The 20,708-nt window shown below is 52.7% G+C and carries 11 protein-coding genes and 1 tRNA gene; 7 read left to right on the top strand and 5 right to left on the bottom strand.

Annotated elements, in window-relative coordinates; all coding sequences use genetic code 11:
* Nucleotides 1-66: 66 nt before the first annotated feature.
* Nucleotides 67-1,059: an alpha/beta hydrolase gene (locus tag SH302x_RS26500; RefSeq protein WP_479366101.1), complete on the bottom strand. Its 993-nt coding sequence runs from the start codon at nt 1,057-1,059 to the stop codon at nt 67-69.
* Between the two features lie 288 nt (nt 1,060-1,347).
* Between SH302x_RS26500 and SH302x_RS26495 the strand changes: the two genes are divergently transcribed.
* A complete protein-coding gene (locus SH302x_RS26495; protein ID WP_479366099.1) occupies nt 1,348-2,781 on the top strand; it encodes an oxidoreductase in 1,434 nt (477 codons plus the stop codon).
* 456 nt (nt 2,782-3,237) lie between these two features.
* Here the strand turns inward: SH302x_RS26495 and SH302x_RS26490 are convergent, their stop codons facing one another.
* Complete coding sequence (locus SH302x_RS26490) at nt 3,238-3,567, bottom strand: hypothetical protein (protein WP_479366097.1); 330 nt, start codon at nt 3,565-3,567, stop codon at nt 3,238-3,240.
* A 401-nt stretch (nt 3,568-3,968) separates the two neighbouring features.
* On the opposite strand from SH302x_RS26490, the gene SH302x_RS26485 reads away from it, so the two are divergent.
* The 3 genes from SH302x_RS26485 to SH302x_RS26475 are packed head-to-tail and all read left to right on the top strand — an operon-like array spanning nt 3,969 to nt 7,032.
* Complete coding sequence (locus tag SH302x_RS26485) at nt 3,969-5,096, top strand: 6-bladed beta-propeller (RefSeq protein WP_479366095.1); 1,128 nt, start codon at nt 3,969-3,971, stop codon at nt 5,094-5,096.
* Nucleotides 5,096-6,229: a hypothetical protein gene (locus SH302x_RS26480; RefSeq protein WP_479366093.1), complete on the top strand. Its 1,134-nt coding sequence runs from the start codon at nt 5,096-5,098 to the stop codon at nt 6,227-6,229. Before SH302x_RS26485 ends, SH302x_RS26480 begins: the two co-directional genes overlap by 1 nt.
* Before the next feature lie 17 nt (nt 6,230-6,246).
* The gene (locus SH302x_RS26475; protein WP_479366091.1) at nt 6,247-7,032 is read left to right on the top strand and encodes an SDR family NAD(P)-dependent oxidoreductase; all 786 of its coding nucleotides are present in this window, start codon (nt 6,247-6,249) and stop codon (nt 7,030-7,032) included.
* Nucleotides 7,033-7,243: 211 nt separating this feature from the next.
* Here the strand turns inward: SH302x_RS26475 and SH302x_RS26470 are convergent, their stop codons facing one another.
* The 3 genes from SH302x_RS26470 to carA all read right to left on the bottom strand — a co-directional run bounded on the left by SH302x_RS26470 (nt 7,244) and on the right by carA (nt 15,581).
* Nucleotides 7,244-8,713, bottom strand: a complete 1,470-nt coding sequence (locus SH302x_RS26470) for a DUF1501 domain-containing protein (protein WP_479366089.1) — start codon at nt 8,711-8,713, stop codon at nt 7,244-7,246.
* A 116-nt stretch (nt 8,714-8,829) separates the two neighbouring features.
* Nucleotides 8,830-13,965, bottom strand: a complete 5,136-nt coding sequence (locus SH302x_RS26465) for a DUF1549 domain-containing protein (protein ID WP_479366087.1) — start codon at nt 13,963-13,965, stop codon at nt 8,830-8,832.
* A 485-nt stretch (nt 13,966-14,450) separates the two neighbouring features.
* Complete coding sequence (carA, locus tag SH302x_RS26460) at nt 14,451-15,581, bottom strand: glutamine-hydrolyzing carbamoyl-phosphate synthase small subunit (protein ID WP_479366086.1); 1,131 nt, start codon at nt 15,579-15,581, stop codon at nt 14,451-14,453.
* A 343-nt stretch (nt 15,582-15,924) separates the two neighbouring features.
* Here carA and SH302x_RS26455 point away from each other — a divergent pair.
* The 3 genes from SH302x_RS26455 to SH302x_RS26445 all read left to right on the top strand — a co-directional run bounded on the left by SH302x_RS26455 (nt 15,925) and on the right by SH302x_RS26445 (nt 20,536).
* Nucleotides 15,925-15,997: transfer RNA gene (locus tag SH302x_RS26455), tRNA-Gly, on the top strand.
* 109 nt (nt 15,998-16,106) lie between these two features.
* Nucleotides 16,107-17,591, top strand: coding sequence for a trigger factor (gene tig / locus SH302x_RS26450; RefSeq protein WP_479366085.1), 1,485 nt, complete (start codon nt 16,107-16,109; stop codon nt 17,589-17,591).
* Nucleotides 17,592-17,695: 104 nt separating this feature from the next.
* Nucleotides 17,696-20,536 (top strand): hsp70 family protein, encoded by a 2,841-nt coding sequence (locus SH302x_RS26445; protein ID WP_479366084.1) that lies wholly within the window; start codon nt 17,696-17,698, stop codon nt 20,534-20,536.
* The last annotated feature ends 172 nt before the right edge of the window (nt 20,537-20,708 follow it).

The raw sequence follows: 20,708 nt of genomic DNA, 5'->3' as shown, positions 1-20,708 counted from the left end.
TCTTGGTCCAGCGGTCGAAACCTGTTGGACCAAAGGGATTTCATAGATTTGATCTGCGAGAATCGATCACTTGGTAACAGGCTCGTTGAAAGCGCGTTCTACTTTATCGTTGACATCGGTAGACACCGGATGATCGCGCCATAACCAGCGCATCATCTCAGGTAAGATCGCGCCGCCGTGCGTCAAACCATGTTTGCCGATGCTCCAAGTGTAATTTACATCATAACCCTTTTCAGTCATCGCATCGACCATGCGGACGTTCTGTTTGAACCAGTCCCATTCTTCATCATAACGGCCGCCACGACGTTCGCCTCGGTTGTCATTGCGTCCGTCTTGAAAAAAGACACGAATCGGTTTTTTCTCACTAGCGCGAATAATGTCGGGATATTTATGACCACCACGGATATTGGTAAAGCTGCCGACGGTGCTCAATACTTTACTGAATTGGTCTGGACGTTCCCAAGCGACAGTGAACGCAGCGATAGCACCGGAACTGCATCCGCCGATCCCATGATCTTTCGCTTCCTTGGAGATGTTGTATTTGGCGTACAGCTCTGGCATCAATTCATCGATGATAACGCGAGCATAGCGATCATCTAATGAATTGTACTCTTCACCACGGTTGGTTGTGCCATCGCCCCATTGCCGTGCGTTGGGCTCTGGTTGATCGGGACGCCGACCGGGATTGATGAACACGGTAATCATGACAGGGATTTCACGACGGAACGTCAAGTTGTCAATGACATTAGTTGTACGAGCACTTCCATTCTCGTTTAAGAAGGCATGGCCATCTTGAAAAATCATCAAGCTGCATGGTTTCTCGGGATCGTACTGGGCGGGCACATAGATCCAATAGGTATGCTGAGTTCCTTCAAAGACCTTGCTGGGCAGCGTGAATGGGCCTTCGACTGTGCCTTGCGGAACCCCTTCTTGCTTCAAGGAATCGGGACCAAGCTTATAGAATTCGTCGGTGCCTGGCCGCTGAGCATAGGAGATTGAACACAAAGCGGTAACAAACATTAAGCCACATAAAAGCTTTAATACAGAAGTGCTTTTCATTGTACTTTCCATGGGGGGAGAGGCAGGTAGGATCGCTTCATTGTAATCAAAATTCGAAGCGATCCCAGATAGACTCGTACGGCAGGGCAAGAGGCCACATTCTACCGCGACTGCCGATGCATCGCTCCGGTAGCACGCCCGAAATGCCATACGCTTTTACCCGAAGTGCCAGGGTTTCTCTACTTTGCATCGACGTGCCCTGCCCTAGAATTCTAATTCTGAAAACGGACCGCAGTGGAGCCACCGTCACCGCCGAACCAGCAAAACTATAGGACAGCACCTGTCGCCATGGCACAATATCCCAAAGTTGCTCAATTAAAAACCATCGAACGATTCCAAGCTCGATGCCAGGAATTAGGCATCACGATCCCGATCGCGACTGCCGATCCGTTGCAAACGACGGATAACCCTATGGCATCTGCGTGGCAATTTGGTCGGCTAACTGTCGGCAATCGATGGTGTATTCATCCGATGGAGGGTTGGGACGCTCAGCCCGATGGCACGCACTCGCCTCTGACGCTGCGTCGCTGGGAACGTTTTGGCCAAAGCGGCGCGAAGTTGATTTGGGGTGGTGAAGCAGCGGCAGTGCGCGCTGATGGACGTGCCAATCCTCGACAGACGATGGCCACACTGGCTCATGTAGCGTCGCTAGCCAAACTGCGAGAAACGTTAGAGCACGCTCATCGCGAATCGATGGGCTCCAGCGATGGCTTGGTGGTCGGTTTGCAATTAACCCACAGCGGACGATTCTCGCGACCAAACTCCAAGAGGCTGGAACCACGCATCGCTTACCACCATCCGCTGCTTGATAAGAAATTCGGCATTGAACCGACAGATCAAGCCGTTGTTTGGACCGACGACCAGTTAGATGATTTGATCGAGGACTATGTGAATGGTGCCAAGGCAGCAGCGGAAGCAGGCTATCAGTTCGTGGATGTCAAAGCTTGCCACGGTTATCTGCTGCACGAGTTCCTTTCGGCTCGCTCGCGCCCTGGTCGATACGGAGGAGATATCGAAGGTCGCTCGCGACTTTTATGCTCGATTATTCAAGCAGTACAAAAGGCTGCACCCAAGCTGGAGATCGGCGTTCGCATCAGCATTTTTGATCGCCCTCCTTATGAAAAGGGCGACGAAGTGGGCCAGCCGATGCCTTATGACCAGTTGATGCCTTATGAGCTCGCTTTTGGTGCCAGCGAGAAGAATCCTTTGGAGATCGATCTTAGCGAACCGATCTGGTTGCTGAAACGACTGCAGTCGTTAGGTGTTGCGGCTGTCAATCTTACGTGCGGTTCGCCTTACTACAATCCGCACATTCAGCGTCCCGCAATATTTCCGCCCAGCGATGGCTATCAACCTCCGGAAGATCCGCTGGTCGGTGTATCGCGACAAATCATGGTCGCGGACCAGTGCAAAAGAGCGGTACCTGGACTACCCATGGTTGGTTCGGGATATACCTATCTGCAAGACTTCCTCCCCCCCGTAGCTCAAGCCGTCGTGGCCGCTGGCATGATTGACGCAGTGGGCTTGGGTCGGATGGTGCTTTCGTATCCGACGCTGCCCAAAGACAATTTGAACCTAAGCACTTATCAGCGCAAATTGATTTGCCGCACGTTCAGCGAGTGCACCACCGCTCCGCGTCATGGCTTGGTCAGTGGTTGCTATCCCTTGGATGAGTATTACAAGAAGTTGCCCGAAGCGGATTTTGTCGGCAAGTTAAAATGAGGTGGAACCGGATATTGGCCTACGCGGTTTCTTCACCCTCCCGCAACGGGAGGGTCGGCGATTTGTTTGTAGTCCCGGCTTTAGCCGGTCTTCTTTGCACTCCATTCCGGCTAAAGCCGGGACTACGAACGGTGCTTCGTTTAACCGTCAGCCGTAGGCGTACGCGTTCTTCGTTACACTTTTGGTGGTAGGCCGGCAACAAGGTCGCATTTGCCCCTTGCCGGAACTGCGCAAAGTCCATCGGCAACACATCGATGAGTCCGTTCACGTTACTCGCCTTCAAGCGACCGATGTTCCAGTTCAGGATAGCTTTGCTTGTTACCGGCCTACAACCAATGCCGGAACTGCGCAAAGCCAATCAGCAACACATCGATGAGTCCGTTCACGTTACTCACCTTCAAGCGACCGATGTTCCGGCGCAGGATGGCTTTGCTTGTTCCGGCCTACGCGGCGTATTTAGCGCCCAATGTAGAGCGAAAAGCCCGGTTGGTTGCGATACAGCGGCGAGCCAAATCCATAACCGCCATAGGGGTAAAATGGCGACCCACCAAAGCCTCCAACTCCAATGCCCACTGGTCGTGAGCCATAAAAGCTGTAGGGGTACACTGGCTGTACGGGGCGATACACGCTGCGCGGGTAGTATGCAACGGGCGGTGCTGGCACCACACGCACAACTTGAGGCTGATAAAAAGCTCGTCCGCCACCACGGGGACCATGAGCCAAAGCAGCCGAACCTGAAACCGCAACCAGCAATCCACCTAAGCAAAGCGTAGTAAAACGTTTCATCGTTTTCCTCATCAAGTTAGAATCCAAAGAGAACTATGCGAACCATTCCGCGGTTCGCAACCAACTCTTTCATACACAAACCGGATGCCATTCCCGAAAATATTTGCAATCCAGAACCACAGCCCAAAATTTCTTTGACACTTCACCCTGTTTTTCAAAAAAAACCAAGCTATTTCATTGATTTTAAGGGCCAACTGCGTGTCTAATAAAATTTGATCCCAGAAGCCCCTGCTGATGTGTTGCTGACGCATTGTGCTCGAAACGATGCAGTCGCTGTCGACAATTTGATGCAGCCGTTGGTTCCATGGGTCATTTCATGCGTTTTTCGTTCCTATAGAATGGAGTCGGTTACGAAATCCTCCCTTCCCCTGACCCCAGTTCCCCTCGCCGAGACCTTGATTATGGCCCTACACAAATCCTCTCCCAGCGATTCAGTTCCATCGTCGCAAACCAGTTTCGATCGCCGTCGCTTCCTGAAGTCTACCGCTCTGACAGCAGCAGCAGTTTCGTTGGCGCCTGCCATTCACACACCAGCACGCGCTGCTAGCGAAATTATCATCGGTCAAGGCGACTACAAGTACCGCGTCAAGCACCATTGGCCTCAATTGCCAGCCGACTTCAAATGGCAGACAACTCACAACGTGGCTGTCGACGCCTCCAACCAACTGTACGTGATCCATGAAGGTCGCGAAGAACTGAAGGACCATCCCGCAATCTTCGTTTTTGATGAGCAGGGCGTCCTGGTCCGTTCCTTTGGAGAACAGTTTCAAGGCGGCGGCCACGGACTGGAGATTCGCAAAGAAGGCAATGAAGAGTTTCTCTATGTTAGTGGATATCAGCAAGTGAAGTCGTTCGCCAAGCTGACGCTCAACGGGGAGACCGTTTGGCAGAATTTCGCGCCGATGGAAAGCACGGTTTACGCAGAGGGCGAAAACCAAAACCCCAAGCGGCTATGGGGACGAGATCGATTCATGCCCACTAATTTTGCGTTCTTGGATGACGGCGGTTTCTTGCTGGCAGATGGTTATGGATCTTACTATATCCACCGCTTTGACGCCGATGGAAAGTGGGTCAGCAAGTTCGGTGGGCCAGGCGACGGCGGTGGCACTTTTAATACGCCACATGGTATTTGGATCGATCGACGCAATGCTCATTTGCCAGTAGTCGTCGTTACCGATCGAGCTCACAATACGCTGCAACGTTTCAATCTCGACGGCGAATACATCGATACTGTCAGCGGCTTTGGCTTGCCAGCCAATGTTGATACACGAGGCGATTTGATGTTGGTGCCTGAACTGGTGGCTCGTGTTTCTATCCTTGATAAAGACAACAAGACCATTGTTACTCTGGGCGACGACGTCGCGAGATTAACTGCGGACAAAGACAAACTGATTCGCAAAGATCCCTCACAGTGGATTGACGGCAAGTTTGTTCATCCTCACGATGCATGCTTTGATCTCCAAGGCAACATCTATGTCGCGGAATGGGTCGATACCGGTCGAGTCACCAAGCTAGAACGAGTTAGCTAATGAACTGCTGGAGATGGTTGGTCTGCTTGGTTTGTTTATGCTGCAGCTTGTTGTCCATCGACGTTGCAGCATTGAAAGCACAAACCAGCGAGTTGCCCCATGATTCGTCACTACCCGATCACTCGGAAAGTTTACCGGATATCATCGCCAGCCCTACGGCGGATGACCAAGTCACACTCCAAAGGGCTCAGGTGATCGCCAACAGCGTGGCGACCACCGACTGGCTAGGCGCCCTGTCACCAATCGCTCTGTCACCGTTTTTTGGAATGGCGTGCCTAACGGGTGTGGCGACGTATGGCCCCGACTGGTTGAAGGAACGCAGTAGCCTTTTTTCGGACTCTGGTCCCCTGGCGAATCCGTATCTGTTTTGGGCCATGGCCGTCCTCACCGTCGTAACCAGCCTGCCAAGACTATCCAAGGTCAGCAAGCCGATCGCGCTGGTTGCGGATCGATTAGAATCCTATTCCGTCATTCTGATTTTGGTCTGCATGCGATTGTTTGGCAACATTGGCGGAGAAGCGGAAACGCAAGTTGCGATGCTACCGGTTGCGGTAGCGGGAATTGCTTCGCTGCCGGTGGATATTCTGTTGGCCGGATTTGCCGGTTTGAATTTAATTGTGGTTGGAACCATTAAATTGTTCTTTGAATTCCTGGTCTGGTTAACGCCAGTCCCCGCGCTGGACGCGATTTTCGAAGCTGCCAATAAAACTTTTTCAGGTGCCTTGGCGGCGATCTATTGCTTCAGTCCCTTTGCGGCCGCAGCCCTTGATGTAACGATTTTGTTTTTGTGCAGCTTGATCTTCTTTTGGGTGAGTCGACGTGTGCATTACTATTTGAAGGTCCTGGTGTTGCCATGGTTCTTCAAAATGATTGGTAAGGATCAGCGGTTTGACTTGAACGCGGAGCCTGCTTTTTTGGCCTCAGCCTGGAACGCTTGGCCGCTGTACTCCAAAGTGCAATTGGCTGGCTCCGAAGCCGATGGTTGGCTAGTAACCACGCGTCGATTCGGCTTCTTTCGTCTTCGCCGACGCCTAGGTCCTAGCAAGTTGATTGTTGAGCAAGATTTGCTTCGATCTCGAGCCACCTTGGATGATGGCCAGAACACTCCCCTGTCGATTTTCTTTCGCAAGTAGTCCCTGGGAGCGACCTTATGATTGACCTGCGCGGCCATACCGCCTTCATTACAGGCGGCACTCAAGGGGTGGGTGGGGCCATCGCTCATTCCTTGGCCAGCGCTGGCTGCGATTTAATCCTGCAGGGCCTGCGAGACGACGACGAAGCAGAACGTACCATCGCCGCTTGTACGCAACACTCTGTCCGAGTTCAAGCGATGTACTGTGACCTAACGCAACCTATCGAGATAACGTTGCAGCAAATCGCGGAAGAAGTCAATCAAGCGACGTACCCCGTTGACTTCCTGATCAACAACGTTGGCGTCTTCATCGACAAGCCCTTTCTCGAAATGGACCAAGCGACCTTCGAAAGAACTTTCTTTCTGAACGTACAAGTTGGCTACTTTATCACGCAAGCGTTTGCTAAGCGCTGGATTGCCGCTGGAACCAAAGGCCGCGTTGTGTTCACCGGCAGTGTCAACGGCCTGCTGGCCGAACCGAATCATTCTGCCTATGACGCCAGTAAAGCAGCAGTCGCCGGTATGGTGCGTTCGCTGTGCGTGAGCCTAGCACCGCACAACATCCGCGTAAATTCGATGGCCCCCGGTTTGGTGCGAACGCCCTTGACGAACCAAGTGCTCTCACACGATGAAAAGGCATTGCGTTGGATGCAACTGCATACGCCCAATGGCCAAGTCCCGACGGCCGATGTCTGCGGCGGAACCGTCGCGTTTTTGCTGAGCGATCTTGCATCCCATATCCATGGGCAGACGATCTACGTCGATGGCGGTATGTCGGCCTGGCAGCAACCCGATTATCTGTAGGCCGGTAACAAAATAATTAAAAAATTTCGTTCGGTGCCACACGCGCAAAAACTTGAGCTACAGTTGACTATAGAAGCTCATTTTAAATGATTCACTGCAATTGCCGCCCGCGGTTTATTGCCCGAAAGGCGTGATCTGTTCGTCAGGTCCGCCTTTTGTTTTTTCTTTGTTGGCCGGTAACAAGGTCGCGTCGTTTGAACGCGATACGTCCCTAGCCGAATAGCTTGGTAACCGCTTTTGCCTTTACCAACTCTCGCGGCTGGTTCAGATGATTGTACACAATCGTTTCTGGGTCGATTCCAAACGCATGGTAAATGGTTGCTAGCAGCTCAGCCGGATGCAATGGATCTTCGAGTGGAGCGCTCGCTGTGGCATCGCTGCGACCATGAACATAGCCCCGTTTCATACCAGCCCCGGCAGTAATCGCCGTATAGCAATAAGGCCAATGATCTCGACCATCATCCGAATTCCCGTTGCCGCTGGTGCTGACTCCGCGCTGCGGCGCTCGCCCAAACTCTCCGACGGCAACCAGCAATGTGTCTTCCAGCAGCCCTCTCTGGTCCAAATCCTCGATCAACGTTGAAAGCCCCGCATCTAGCATCGGAGCCGATTGGTTCTTCATGCGACGCGACAGGTCGGTGTGCTGGTCCCAAGAATGGTTGTCACTATTAGCGACCTTAGGCCAAACCACCTCAACCACGCGCGTGCCCGCTTCGACCAGCCGCCGCGCCAACAAGCAGCTCTGTCCGAACGTGTTGCGACCATACCGATCGCGCAAATCATCCGATTCATCGCTTAAGCGAAACGCATCACGAGCTTTCCCCGACACAATCAGCGATAGGGCCTGGTCAAAGTAGCTATCCAACTGATAGTTCTCGACGGCTGCGTTAATCTTCGGCATTTGTTGGTTGATCACGTCGCGCAACGCGGCTCGGCGTTGCAAACGAACCGAGAACACTTCAGGACGCAATTGCAAATCACTGACATTGATTCGCTCCATTTTGTTCATATCCATATCATCGCCGTCCGGATACAAAGTGTACGGATCAAATGCTTTGCCCAGGAACCCTGCCGTGCCCCCTTTACCGACAACATTGCTTTCCTGCAGCGGTCGCGGCAACATGACAAAGGGCAGCATCGGCGTATCGGTTGGCCGCAGTCGCACGATATTGGAACCAAAGTTAGGAAAATCCTTTGGCGATGGTGGTTCCAACTGTCCCGAGGGACTCACTTTATCCGTAGTATAGCCGGTCATCATCTGATAGATCGCCGCTGTATGATTGAACAAGCCATTGGGCGTGTAGCTCATCGAACGAATCATCGTAAAGCGATCATTCAATTGGCTCAGTTGAGGCAACATCTCGGTGAATTGGATACCGGGGATCTTTGTGCTAATTGGCTGGAAGACTGACTTCACATTATCTGGAACATTTTCTTTTGGATCCCACAGATCGAGATGGCTGGGACCACCTTGCAGATAGACTAAGATGATATTCTTGGCTTTGTTCCAGCCAGGTCCGCCACCGACGGCTTCATTCGCAGTCGCCTTTTGCAGACGAAAAAGATTGTCCAGCGATAGCCCAAACATGCCCGCGCCGCCCAAACGCAACACATCTCGACGATCGACCTTCAAATGTTGATCGCAAAGATCTTTTCCACGTGCACCGAGGATTCGAAACATGGCTGAACTCCTTGGGTAGCAACTCGCTAAAGAGCCGCACACCGGATAAAAACTAAAACTGGAATACTATTTCACTTTGATTCCAGCGATGCACCACATCGCTGGACTGCCTACTATCAATGGTTGAACAAAAACGCCGGGCTGTTGATCAAAGCCCAAGTAATATCTTCTGCCGCAGTCACCCGCAGTCTGTCGAGTTGAAGCTTACTTTGTTCAAAGTCTGCCCGTAGCTGGACCAAACCAGCGTCATCCGCTATCGGCTTTTCCAACCGTTGAATCGAAGTTTGAATCGCAAGGACTTGCTCATCCATCGGCAGTGGCTTTCTGGCTTCAGCAACGATGTTCTGCAATCGCTGGTACTCGCTATCGGTGCGGATAAAATAATTGCGTACTTGTTCGATTTGAGATTCGCTGCGTAGCGCTGGCAAGGTGGACTGCAGGGCGAGTAGGTTTTCGGACAAGCCTACCTCTAAATCGCCGTCGTGATTAGCAGCCGACAAACGGAAGTGAGCCAATCGATGGTCTGCCGCGTTATGGAATTGATGCAATCGTACCTGGATCACCCAATCTTTGGGTAACGTTAACGGCTGTTCCAAAGCGAAGACGGCCCAGTGTTCTGCCCCCCCCGCGTTGGCGATCGCCCAGCCCCCTTGGTCATCCAGTTTATCATCAATCGCCGCACCGCCGGAAAAACCAGCCTGATCAAAATCGGTCTTCGCTTCTTTCAGCTTGATCTTCTGCCAGGTGCTAGCGTCCGACGCTGGACCAGCAAACAACTCGATCTCCGTGACAACGAAGTTACCATTGGGAGGTAACCCTGGTCCACCGCCAGGTACATCGGGCGCTGTTAAGGCCTCCAATCGAATCGAAGTAACTTGGTCCAAGGCGGGCCGAGCTGTCACGTGATACACGCCTTTGTCTTTGTTTCCATTGACGACGATGGAGCGATCCGCCTGCGGCCTAAGCTCTCCGCCGTTGGTCGCCGTGGCGGAAATGGGTGCCAGCAGGTCCCAGCGAGTACTGGAGGATTTGGCAGTTAACCAAGCATCCAAGTTCGCTTGCCATTGAGTCCGATGGACTTCAACTGCGGCGAGCGCTTGCTCTTCGCGTTGTTTACGATCCGCTTCCTGGCGAGCTTGTTGATCCGCAATTTCTGTTTGCCGCATCGCTAGTCGCTGTTGTGCATCAGCAAGGTTTTGCAACCTGGACATTTCCAACTGCTGGCGTTGGCTGACCCACCACGCTTCCTTTTCCTCCAGCAATCTCCGCAAAACTTCGTGATCGCTGGCGACTTGTTCAAACACAGGCTGACAGGCGTCGATTTCAGCCTGACTTGCCGGTCGATTCAGCACGCGTAGATACAGCTTATTGACCAATTCGGCATTGTCAGGAATTTGTTCGACCAGTTGGTGCAACGCGTTGTTTGTTTCCGAGATCGCGCTGCCAATCGTAGGACCGCTCAGTAGAGCCATGACCGCGCCCAATTGCAGTTCGCTGGAGCGTTCGCATTCACAAGCGCTTTCACGTGCAGGTCGACCAAGATTGTTTAAAAAGCCATCGGGCAATCCCGCATCGGCATCGGGAAGCGAAGCCGCACGAGTGCCCTTGTCGACGCCTGGGAAAGCGGACTGTGTGCCCGTCACAAAATGCACCGCATCGTACAGGACTTCTGCTGGCAATCGACGTGCCGTCGCGTGTGAATAGTTCCGATCGTCGTCATGGTTCCAGTCATTCGTACCAGCGTCTAATTGATAGACACGCGACTTGCAGATCAGCTTCATCATATGCTGGATATTAAAGTTACTTTCTACAAACTCCCGCTCCAGTTCATCCAAGACCGCTGGTATGGAAGGTGGATTTCCTGCTCGAATATCATCCAGCGGTTCAATCAGCCCAACCCCCAGAAGGTAACCCCACAATCGATTCACGTAACTGCGAGCAAAGTAATCGTTATCTCGACTTGTAATCCAGTGAGCGAGATCCTGGCGGCGCGATGCATTCTCTGACTTGGTGTAGTCACAATGAAAAGGATGCTTGGCGGCGACTACTTGCTGCGTTCGCTGGTGGACAACTTCCCCCTCGCCTTTATCAAAGACCTCTTCATACAGCGGTTTGGCTCCTTCCACCGCCGTCCCACCGATGTTTTGGTCGCCACTGGCAGGATCTTTTTTGAGTCCTACTTGGGCAAAGAATGCAGCGGTCTCGTAGTATTGATCCTGCGTCCATTTCTCAAACGGATGATCATGGCATTTATTGCAGTTGAAACGGACGGCTAAGAACAGATGAGTCGTGTTCTCCATCGTGTCTTCGGGCGTACGTAGTATCTTATAGTACGAGGCGGCCGGGTTCTCGCGATTAGAACCAGTCGAAGTTAAGATCTCTTTAACGAACTGGTCATATGGCATATTCGCGTTCACACGCTCGGTGATCCACTGCCGAAACGCTGCCGCACCCTCTTTGCCAAGAAACTTGCTATTGACCTGAAGCAGGTCTGCCCACTTGTTGGTCCAGTGGGCGACATAGTTCGGACTGCCAACCAATTGATCGATCAACAAGTCCCGTTTTTCGCGTGTGGTAGTTGTGTCGCTCATGAAAGCCGTCACTTGCTCCGCACTGGGCGGCAAGCCGGTCAAATCCAAGTGCACGCGGCGGATAAAATCGCTGTCAGAACACAAGCCACTGGGTTGGATTCTCATCCGTTGCCATTTTTCAGCAACCAATGCATCCAGACGCGTCCAAGCTTCGGCCCCTGCCCAATGAAATCCCTCGCGGTTGCCCATCACCGTCAAAGTGGTAGCGGCATAGGTCCCTTCATAGCGAGCAAGCAATGGAGCTTCGCCGCGTCGGATTGCCGTGGCCAATCCAAACCGATCCACTTGAGCGACCTCCATGTTTCCACTTTCAATGAACGATTCACGCGTAACATCACGCGTTGAACCATCCGCATAGGTCGCTAGAACGCGAATCTGCTGCGATGCCTGCGCATCGGCGACAACAGGATTCTGGGGCGTTACTTGCAAGCGAACCACCTTATGCTGCTCCTTGGATTGCACATCCAGGATCGCACCTTGCGCAATCCACTGTTCCATGATGGTGCTGTAACGGTCTCCCCGCTGCATCAAAACACCGCCAGCATGGGGAGCCAATCCCAAGGGTTTACTGATAATCAAGCTGTCCACAGGTGAACTAAGATTAATACGCCGACCCGCCAAATCGTCTGTCAAAGAACGTATATCATAAATGGGATCGTATCCTCGCAACGACAGTTTGAACCCGTTCTTGCCTGCTTGCGATCCGTGGCAGGTGCCTTGGTTACAACCCATCCGTGAGAGGACTGGGTTCACATCGCCAGCGAAATCAACTTCGCTGATCGTGGTAGCACCCACGTGCAACGGTATTTGCAACTCGTGCTGACCAATTCCAACATGTATTTGCCCGTCACCGGCTGCTCTAGGTTCGATGAAGCCCGTGGCGTGATAAAGGATCAATTCATTTGGTGAAGTTAATTGCACATCGCGAGTGACATCAACCTGGCTACCATCGTCAAGCGTCGCGGTAATTAGCAATTGAGCATAGCTTGACCAATTGCGTAGTTCAACTTTGGCCGGTTCCGCTTGAATCGATTGAATCCGAGCGACGTCGATTCTGCTTGATACCTCGGGATTACGCTCGCTTTCCGGTGCAGTTCTTTGTTCTGCGGAAAATGCCTTTGCGAGAAATTGCTCACGGACCGTCTGCAACTCTAATTGCTGGTCGCCAACTTGCAGCGAACCTGCTGGCACAATCGATCGTTCGTGGACCAACTGTTGGTCATCAATGTTCCAGGTCCGAAGCTTGCCGTCAGCACCGCCAATACTAACCCTTCGGTTGGGTGCCAGCGCGATGGCATAAGCGGCCGCTTCAATATCCCACTTGGCAACCTGCGTTGGCTCAGCGCTCACAAACGCCTCCAACTGCTGCTTCTCTTGAGCCGTTCGACTGGAAACTCGTTTTGCTTGAATCTTGTTAATATCCTCAGGCACATTCTCAGGCGTTTCGTATTTCCAGACTCGAACGTAAGAACGATCATCCAGCGAGCTGACTGCCGCAAGAAATTGCGCATCGTCGCTAATGGCAACGTCAAAAACGCGGCCTGGCATCTCCGGCAAGCGACGAATCAAATTCGCATCGTCGCCAATCTGTCGAGCGGTTTGTCGAAAGACGCGATAAATTTTGGGGATACCGTCGGAACTCCCAACGAAGATTTCATCGCGTGCTGGATGTCTCGCTAAGGCATTAATCCCACCGCGCAAAGCCCCGGGTGTGATGCTCGTGACATTATCGACAAAGCGTTGGGTAGCAACCTCTGTGAGCTTGACGGTCATGTCTCGGCCAGCAGAAATCAGGTGGTCTCCTGCGATCGAGAAGACGGTAGTGCGTGGCCAGTCATCGTGTGCACCTTGAAAGAGCACTTGTTCAGCGTTCTCACTGCGCACACAACGGACCGTGTTATCGGCACATGCAAACGAGATCAAGCTGTCGTCGGGCGACCAACTCACTCCAAACAACGTGTCGCTAGTGATCGACTTGCTCAGCAGCAGCGAACCGTCAGCGACCTGCCACACTTGCAGTTCACCGTTGACCGATGGTTTCCCAGCGGCTACTGCGATCCGGCTTCCATCATGCGAGAATTTGACGGATTCAATCCGAGGGCTCAAACCGATCAATCGATGCTTTAGATCGAACGTATTTGCATCATAAAGTAAGACTTCGTGATAACCGCTAATTGCCAGCAGCGAGCCGTCGGGAGAATAATCAATTGAAGTCACCTTTGGAGGCCGCGCGTATTGAGGCGGAGTCGTTAAAGAGTAGCTAGTCTGCTGATCGCTGGAGTCATTGAGTGCCCCTTCTGAAATCCAGCGGCCGATCAACGCGATCTGGTCGGCAGACAGCGGCGCGGCACTCTTTGGCATTTCGGCTTGGCCATTATGCGGAGTGATCTGGCGCATAAGTTCGCTTGTTTCGACCATTCCCGGAACCACGGCCGCTTGGCCGGATTCACCGCCTTGCAGCAACCTAGCGAAATCCGTCATCATGTAATCGCCACGTTGTGCCGCTGGTTGATGGCAGCTTAAGCAGTTCTCGCGAAAGATCGGCAAGATATCGCTTTGAAAGCTGACCGTTGGCGGCGATTCTTGGGCGAGGGCCAATGTCACCCAGCTTGCAAAGCAGAGCGTCGACAATAGTTTCCGGCATAGGCGGGCAAGCGGCATGGTAGACCTATGATAAAAGCGTGAGGCAATCGGATGCGGAGAAACCCCGATCGATTGCTCGCCAACGGGTGGGTGCTAAACGGCATGGCGGGCCGAAAAGCTACTAAGGTGGGACACTTAACAATAACTCATGCCTTAACGCGCGTCAATTTGGCGAAAGATTGCCATTAGCCACCTTCGTGACCGTAGGCCGGTAACTAGGTCGCGCTTGCCCATTGCCGGAACTGAGCAAAGCCCATTGGCAATGAGCGATGTGTCGATCCACGTTACTTACCTTAAGCGACCGAAGTCCCGCCAGAATTGCTTTGCTTGTTTCCGGCCTACTGCTGAGACACACCAGCAATGCGGTTAGCACACCAATACTATTGCGAAGACTGGGCACCAGGCCCAGCTTCGCTTTCCCCAATCCCGCTGCATTCGCAGCTCAATTCGTAATTCATTCACCGCCCGCGAATCGGATCTAACAGATGGCTTGCATTTGATGATTATCGCTGAATCGCTTCTTGAAAGCGATCGAAAAGATAGCTGCTGTCGTGCGGACCTGCAGATGCTTCGGGATGATACTGCACACTGAAGGCATTCACGTCCTTGCGACGCACTCCAGCGATCGTGTTGTCATTCAAATTGCGGTGAGTGATTTCAAGCGTATCGGGCAAACTTTCCTCTTCCACGCAAAAGCCATGGTTCTGTGAAGTGATCTCCACTTTACCTGTCCCGACTTGAAGTACTGGTTGGTTCGCGCCGCGATGACCAAACTTCAACTTATATGTCTTTGCACCACTCGCCAGAGACAACAACTGATGTCCTAGGCAGATGCCGAACACAGGCTTTTTACCCAGCACTTGCTGGATCGTCTTGATGGCGTATGTCAGCGGTTCGGGGTCCCCAGGACCGTTGCTCAGAAAAATTCCATCGGGCTCTTCAGCCAATACTTCGTCGGCCGTCGCTGTTCCAGGCAAGATCACCACGTCGTTTCCACGGCTGGCTAGATGGCGAGGTATATTCCACTTCATGCCGAAGTCGAGGCAAACGACGCGTGGTCGCGAGTCGCGCTGACTTCCAATTTCGTCGATGCTGACCAGATTGTGCAGACGTTCATCCCAGCGACGTTTTTGCTGCGGGATCACTTCTCGAACCAAATCGCGGCCAACCAACCCCGGTGACTTGCGAGCCTTTTCCACCAGCGACTCATCATTCAAATCCGATGTCGATAGAATACCCCGCAATGCTCCTGCGGTGCGCGTTTTCCGCACCAAGGCTCTGGTATCGATGCCAGCAAGCGCCACGATGTTGTGCAGTCGAAGGTAGTCTTGGAACGACTGGCTCGAGCGAAAATTGCTATGAATTCGGCTATCCTCACGGACCAAAAACCCTGCGACCTGAGGCTTGGCCGACTCCAAATCATCGTCATTGACGCCGTAGTTACCGATCATCGGGTAAGTCATGGTGACGATCTGCCCGCGGTAACTAGGATCCGTCATAATCTCCTGGTAACCCGTCATGGATGTATTGAAGACGACTTCGCCGTCGATTTCACCGGGGCTGCCGATAGAGGTGCCAAGATAGATCGTTCCGTCTTCTAACGCTAACTTGGCGGGCTGGGCTGATTGGCTCACGAGGTTGATTTGGGTAGAGGAAACGGCTGTGCTAGCATTACGCAAGATAGCCGGGTAATTCAGAATGCCATGTAGACCCTATGTTATTCCATGAATCCGGCTTCGAAAAGCCGCAATCTGGCCCAGCAAATCGTGGTAAAAATCTAGCGGATGGTCGTGCTTCGCTCTTGCAAGGCAAAAGAGTAGGTCTATAATCCCGATCTTCGCTGCCGTCATTGGCGATTGGTTTACACCGATTGTCAGGTGCGTGGCGAGCACTTTGCCGACGGAACATGAATGCTAACGGAAGTGGCAGGAAGCCAGGCAAAGCTGTGTTGGACAATCAGACGGTTGAATAGGTTCTGCGGGTGTAGCTCAGTTGGTAGAGCACAACGTTGCCAACGTTGTTGTCGTGGGTTCGAATCCCATCACCCGCTCTTCATTCCCGATACTGGTTGTCCATTTTTTTTATAGGGTCATTACGACCGCGTAGATTCGCAATCTGTTCAACAGTACTATCATTTTTCGCTTTTAAGTCCCCTCATTATGTCAAGCGATACGGCTATCGAAACTCAGGAAGAAAAGTTGGCTCTCGACGTGAAGGTCTCCGAAAAAGGAGCCTGCGAACGCCACTTTGTAGTGACCATCCCGCGCAGCGATATCGACAAGCAGTTTCAAGCTTCGTTTAACGAGATCGCTCCTCAAGCAGAACTGCCTGGATTCCGAGTGGGCAAGGCGCCCCGGAAATTGCTCGAAAATCGCTTTCGCAAACAAGTGAGCGAGCGAGTGAAGAGCAATCTGGTGATGATGGCCCTGCAGCAGATCACCGAAGGTGGCGACATTTCGGCCATCAGCGAACCGGACATGGACTACGGCGCGGTCGAACTGCCGGATGCGGGCGATTTCACTTTCGAATTTTCGCTGGAAGTCCGTCCAGAGTTCGAAACTCCAAATTGGCAAGGTCTGGAAATTTCCAAGCCTACCTTCAATTTGACCGACGACGTAATCGATCAACAAATGGTACGCACCCTGTCGCGATTCGCTGAGGGCGAAGCGGTGGATGGTGAAGCGCAATTAGGTGACAAGCTGACCATTCGCGCTACTTTCCGTATGGATGGTCAGGTCATCGGCGAGATGGAAGAAGAATCGGTTCTGCTTCGCGAATCCCTGTCATTCTCGGACTGCCAAGTCATGGAGTTTGGCAACCTGATGGTTGGGGCCAAAGAGGGCGACAGCCGCACCACGACCGTGACCATTTCGGACACTGCCAGCAACGAAGCCTTCCGCGGGCAGAGTGTCGAAGCTGAATTTTTTGTCGTGTCGATCACGCGAATCGATCCTAAGAATCTATCCCAGAATCTGTTAGAGAATTTCGGATTCGAGTCCGTCGACGAGCTACGAGATTTTGTCCGCAGCGAGCTGAGCCAACAACAAGAGTTCCAACAACAGCAAAGCATTCGCAATCAGATCACAACCTTGCTGCTCAAAGACAGCAACTGGGAAATGCCAAACACTTTGGTAGATCGCCAGACTAACCGCGAATTGCAACGCCGCGTTCTGGAACTTCGTCGTAATGGAACCAGCGACGACGAGATCAAGATTGCGGTCAACGCTATGCGTCGCAATGCACGGGATATCACGATCCAAGCCCTGCGAGAGCACTTCTTGCTGGAAAAGATCGCTGATGAACTGAAGATTGAACCAACCGCTGAAGAGTACGACGCCGAAATCGAAGCGATCGCCGCTCAATCCAATGTCACTGTACGCAAGATGCGAGCAAACCTCGAGCGTACCGGCCAAATGGACGCTATCCGCAATCAGATCATTGAACGCCAAGTGATCGCAAAGATTACGGAAGCTGGAAATGTGAAGGAAGTGGAAGACACTTCTTTCTTGAAAGCGGCACCTGCTGAATCCGCAGTCGACTATTTCGTTGCTCCACCTGCTGCGGAACTACCTGTCGCGAAGTATGACGAGCGTCCCTCCGATGTCGAGCAAAAAGAGAACTCGACCGTCAAGCTGGAACGCTAATCATCCCAACATCGATGCGGTTGAGTCCTTGAACCGCTTCAAATCACCAGCGAAGGTACTTATGAACCAACATAAGTACCTTTTTTATTTGTCTGACCGCTCAAATGCACGCTCTTCAGCCCGCTCCTCCCGCTCGATTTTGCGTTGGTATCGACCTTGGTACAACCAACTGTGCCGTGGCGTTTGTGGATTCGCTGGCGTCTGATCCGGCTATCCAACAATTTCTAATTCCGCAGTTGGTCGACGCTAGTACCGTTGAGCAGCGAACGACGTTGCCGTCGTTCCTTTATCATTTTGAGCCCAACGAGGCTCGGCAGCCCAGCTTTTGCGTAGGCCACTACGCGAGGGCGCGTGGTTCCGATCAACCACAACGTCAGATCGCTTCGGCCAAGAGCTGGCTGTGTCACAGCGGCATTGACCGTCAAGCGAAACTGCTGCCCTGGCATGCAGATTCAGACATTGAGCAAATGTCGCCCGTCCAAGCATGCAGCCATTATCTTTCCCATATTCGCAAATCGTGGGACGCAGCTTACCGCGATGCGCCGTTGGCTCAGCAAGATGTCGTTATCACACTTCCCGCTTCCTTTGACGAGGTGGCTAGAGAATTGACGATTGAAGCGGCTCGTGAGGCAGGCCTGTCGAACATTCTTTTAATCGAGGAACCGCAGGCCGCCTTCTATGCTTGGCTGGCGAGGCACCAGGAGTCGTGGGAGACGTTGATTACTGCTGGCCAGACGGTGCTCATCTGCGATATCGGCGGTGGAACTACGGATTTTACCTTGATCCGTGTGCGAGCCGCTCAGAACCAGCCAACTGCGGGCGTTGAGCTTGAGCAGACCTACGGCCTGCATCGTGTGGCCGTGGGCGAACATCTGCTGTTGGGGGGGGATAACTTAGACGCTGCACTAGCCGCTCACGTAGAACAGTTGGCAAGCGGCGATACGGCGGCGAACTTCAACGCTCGCATGTGGGAATCGCTGCGGATGAACTGTCGGGCGGCGAAAGAAAGCTTGCTGGCCGAAGCGGCACCGAAGGAGTACTCCTTGTTTGTCGCCGGTTCAGGCCGCAAACTGGTCGATGCCGGACGATCGTTCAACTTACAAGCCGACGACGTCCAACGATTGTTGCTGGATGGATTCTTTCCGCTGGTTGCCTACGATGCCAAACCCGAAGAAGCTCAAACAGGTTTTCGCGAGTTTGGTTTGCCTTACGCGAAAGATCCTGCGATCACGCGTCACGTCGCGCACTTTCTTTGGTCCCATCGATTCGCTGGTCGAGATGCTTCCGACCCGACACGGCAAAACGACAAACAAGCGGCCAGACCCGACTGGATTCTTTTCAACGGAGGCGTCACCGCGTCCAAACTGATCCGCGATCGAATTGTTGACCAGATCAACGACTGGTATTCCGATCATACGGACTGGAAATGTCGTGAATTGGAAAGCGAGTCACTGGATCTGGCGGTCTCTCGCGGGGCTGCCTATTTCGCGATGGTGAAACGCGGCCAAGGCTTGGGCAATCGGGAGGGCATCCGCATTGATGCTCGGCTGGCGCGAGCTTACTTCTTGACCGTACAGCGATCTCCACATCGAGTGATGTGCGTCATGCCTGCCAGCGCTCAGACGTTAGAACATTATCAGTTTCATCAATTGCCCGTCGAAGTGCAGTTAGGGCAACCGGTTCAGTTCCCGTTGCATTACAGTAGCACACAATTGACCGACCAACCGGGTGATTTAGCGACCTACAATGCGGACACCATGTTGGACTTGCCACCAATCCAAACCATTTTGCAAGTTGCTAATCGACGTAAAGCGTTTCAAACAACGGCTGTGATTGAAAGCCGTCTATCGGAGATTGGGACTTTGCAACTGTACTTACAAACGGTTGCACCGGAGTCTTCCGATAAAGCCAATGTCCATGAACGCTGGAAACTGGAGTTTGATCTTCGATCCACCGTGCAGACCAACAGGCAGCATCATCTAGGGGCTGGTGAAAGGCAAGGCATCTTGAGCGACGATTTGGTTCAAGTCGCCAAGGATCACTTGCTGTCGGTCTTTCATTCTGATCAGTCGCTGCCTTCTACCAAGGTCCTCATGCAGCAGCTATCGGAAATCTTCGGCTTCCCTCGCAATCAATGGGCCGCATCCTTGCTGCGTGAACTCTGGCTGAGCTTAATGGATCTCGATCCAGCGGCTCATCGTAGACCTGACTCCGAGGCTAGATGGCTCAACTTGATGGGCTACTTCCTCCGCCCAGGATTTGGACTCGCCGCTGACGATTGGCGAGTAGCCCAAACCTGGCGTGCGGTGCAGGGCAAGCTGCAAAATAAAGCGAACGTTCCTGAGGCGATCATCTTGTGGCGACGCATCGCTGGCGGCTTCACCGCAGGACAGCAGCGTGCCTTGTACGAAGAGCATCAAGCAGCGATTATGAAATACTTGCAAGGCAGTTTCGCCGGTGCGTCGGTTGGCTACGTGAGCGAGCTGTTACGATTGGCTGCTTCTTTGGAACTTCTGGATACTCCCACGAAGTTGCGATTATTGCATGCGTTGATTCAGGCCAGCGGAAAAGAAAAACTAAACTCCATAAGCACGATTGTGTTATGGTCCATTGGTCGTATTGCAACGCGTTTACCGTTGTATGCACCCCTAAACCATGTACTGGCACCGGAGACTGTCGAAAGCCTTTTGCCAACGCTTTTCAAATCGAAGGCTCAGGCCGCTGCATTGAACTCTATGTTGGTCCAAGTGGCCCGCAAGACTGGCGATCGCTTCCGAGACTTATCACCCGCCGCGACCCGTCAAGTGATTCAGGCTCTGAAACAGCACCAAGCAACGGATCGGCAGATAGCTCAAGTTGAATCAGTGCTTACAATGAGTGTCGAAGAGACCAATGAGATCATCGGCGAATCACTGCCACTGGGTATCTCTATCAAAGGAATGTAGAATTCGGTGTCCGCCACTGCTTGAGATCACTTGCATCGTAAAGCTGTGCGGTTGCCAGCCGCAGTTCTCTCACTCTTGCCCATACGGCAGCGGATGCAATGCGTGAGTGGCTAGAATGACAATTGTCCAACGAATCAAAGGAGACGACGAATGACCTAGAGCTGTATTCGTC

The sequence above is a fragment of the Njordella calcicola genome, assembly GCF_056494125.1.
Note: the sequence above shows the minus strand (reverse complement) of the source record. Positions and strands in the feature narration are given on the sequence as shown.